2 protein-coding genes are annotated in these 2575 nt (G+C 33.1%); both read left to right on the forward strand.

Going from position 1 to position 2575, the window contains the following annotated elements; translation table 11 throughout:
- The first annotated feature begins 134 nt into the window (after positions 1-134).
- Positions 135-1034, forward strand: a complete 900-nt coding sequence (locus tag H593_RS0115315; protein ID WP_028873229.1) for a metallophosphoesterase family protein — start codon at positions 135-137, stop codon at positions 1032-1034.
- Positions 1035-1273: 239 nt separating this feature from the next.
- On the forward strand, positions 1274-2455 hold the full coding sequence (locus H593_RS0115320) for an IS481 family transposase (protein WP_028873230.1): 1182 nt from the start codon (positions 1274-1276) through the stop codon (positions 2453-2455).
- The last annotated feature ends 120 nt before the right edge of the window (positions 2456-2575 follow it).

Consider the following 2575-nt stretch of genomic DNA (forward strand, 5'->3'; position numbering starts at 1 on the left):
ACTCGTACGTGTCATGGACCTATAATTCTAAAACACGTTATAGTTCTCCTCTTTTTCTATCTAAATATATTTAATACAAACTAAAGAAACACGTTGTGCACAACTTTAGACACACCTGAAATAAATATTGAAAAATGAATAACATACTTAAATATCTACTCATTTTCTGTCTTACTATTTCTTTTTTTTCTTGCAATTTTAATCATAAAACTGACCCCGACCACAAGCTAACAGAAGCAAGTCCCTGGACCCATCTTGATTTTAAAGATCAAACAAAGGATTTTAATTTTGCAATTGTTAGTGATAATTCTGGAGGACGCAGACCAGGAGTATTTGAAGACGCAATTCAAAAATTAAATAAACTGAAACCCGAATTTGTGATATCTGTAGGCGATTTAATTGACACAAAAGACTTTAAGTTGGATTCAACAAAATTTGACGATAAACTAATTAAAGAAAGATGGCTAGAATTTAACAATATCACTAAACAACTAAAAGTTCCTTTTTTCTATGTAGCTGGAAACAATGATCTTCGTAATAGTAAAATGGAAGCTCATTGGATTAAACAATTTGGATCTACATATTATCATTTTAAACATAAGACTGCTTTATTCATTGTTTTGAACTCTGAAGACAAACCAGGAAGTGAATATGGAGAAATAAGTGAACATCAAATGAATTGGCTTAAAACGACCTTAAAAGAGAATGCTTCTGCAAGTTGGACTTTCATTTTTCTTCATCGACCAATGTGGCTTTATGAAAACAATAAGGATTGGAAAAAAATAGAAGAACTAACTAAGAATAGAGCATTAACCGTTTTTGCTGGTCATCATCACACTTATTCCAAAGCTACAGCAAATGGTCACAACTATTATGGATTAGCAACAACTGGCGGAGCGAGTACACTAGAATTTGAAAAAGGCCAATTTGATCATATTTCTTGGGTCTCTGTTAGTGATAGTATTCCACAGATTAGCAATATATTATTGAATGGAATATGGGGAGATAATCCTTCTAGTATTGAAAAAAAATAGACAATATAAGCAGTGCACAACACCGTATATAATTTATTGCTTGTTCTAGCTTACTTACGAAAATTCCGCTGGAATTTTCTATCTGTGATTTGTTTACTAAATTAGTTGCTTCAACACGCAACAAACCATATACCAAACGTTACCAATAATTAGGTACGGTAAAGGGACATCCTTTACAAAGTTAAAGGGACATCGTTTACACTTTTTAAAGACTAATTTACTGAGTAAAATCAGAAATTATGCCTTGGAAAGAAACGACAACTATGGAACAAAAAGTAGAATTCATCTGTGAATGGAGAACTCAAAAGTATTCGATTACAGAATTATGCAAGGCATTTAAAATTTCTCGTCCTACTGCTTACAAACTCATTTCTAGGTTTGAAAAAGACGGAATTGAAGGTCTAAAAGAGCATTCGAAAGCACCTCAAATGCATCCCAATAGTACTAAGGAAGACGTCGTGAAAAATATTCTAAAACTCAAAGAAAAACACAAACACTGGGGAGCAAAAAAAATAAGAAAATTGTTGTTTAACGTTTGTATTGAAGACGATATCCCAAGTGTGGTTACCGTTCACAATATATTATCTAAAAACGGTTTAGTTATACCTCAAAAACGCTGTAAAAGAGTCAAGCCTCTCTTCCCTATTTTTGACCCTCAACACTGTAATGAGGTATGGAGTGCTGATTACAAAGGAAAGTTCTTAATGGGTAATAAAATCTATTGTCATCCACTCACAATTGCGGACTCAAAAAGTAGATTTATATTCTCTGCAAAAGGACATTATAAAGAAACTCTAAAGAACGCTAAAGCGGAGTTTACAAAGGTTTTTAGAACATATGGTATACCAAAACAAATACACACAGATAACGGAAGCCCATTTGGATCTGTAAGGGCAATTCAGAGATTTACACAACTATCTTATTGGTTTATTGAACTCGGAATTATGCCTGTTTTTTCCGACCCAGGACACCCTGAACAAAATGGAAGACATGAACGAATGCATCGTGATTTAAAGGCGGATTGTGCGAAGCCTTCAGCTTATGATTTAAAAGCGCAACAAAGGCGTTTAAATCACTTTGTAAAAGAATATAACCACATACGTCCACATGAAGCTTTAGACATGGAAACACCCGCTTCTGTGCATCTGTTTTCTACACGTCCTTTTACTGAAAGAATTAAACTATTTGATTATAATTCCAAATTTAAAATAATGAAAGTCACACAAAATGGAGCGGTCAGATGGAAATCAAAACATTGGGTCTATTTAACCATTGCTCTTAAAGGAAAATATGTGGGTGTTGAGGAATTAGGAAATGGAATTTGGAGCGTATATTATTATAATGTATTTTTAGGTTACTTTGATGATATGAACATCAGAAATAAACAAACATCAATAAGGCTTAGTCAAAATTTAGTGTAAAGTGTGATCTTTAACTTGTGTAAACTATGTCCCTTAACGCACATTATGACCCGTCCTGAAATAAGGCTACATAATTTTAAACATTATGTATAGAAATGACAAAGTAATTAGACGTTACAG

This window comes from Psychroserpens burtonensis DSM 12212 (assembly GCF_000425305.1).
In the GTDB taxonomy this organism is placed as follows: domain Bacteria; phylum Bacteroidota; class Bacteroidia; order Flavobacteriales; family Flavobacteriaceae; genus Psychroserpens; species Psychroserpens burtonensis.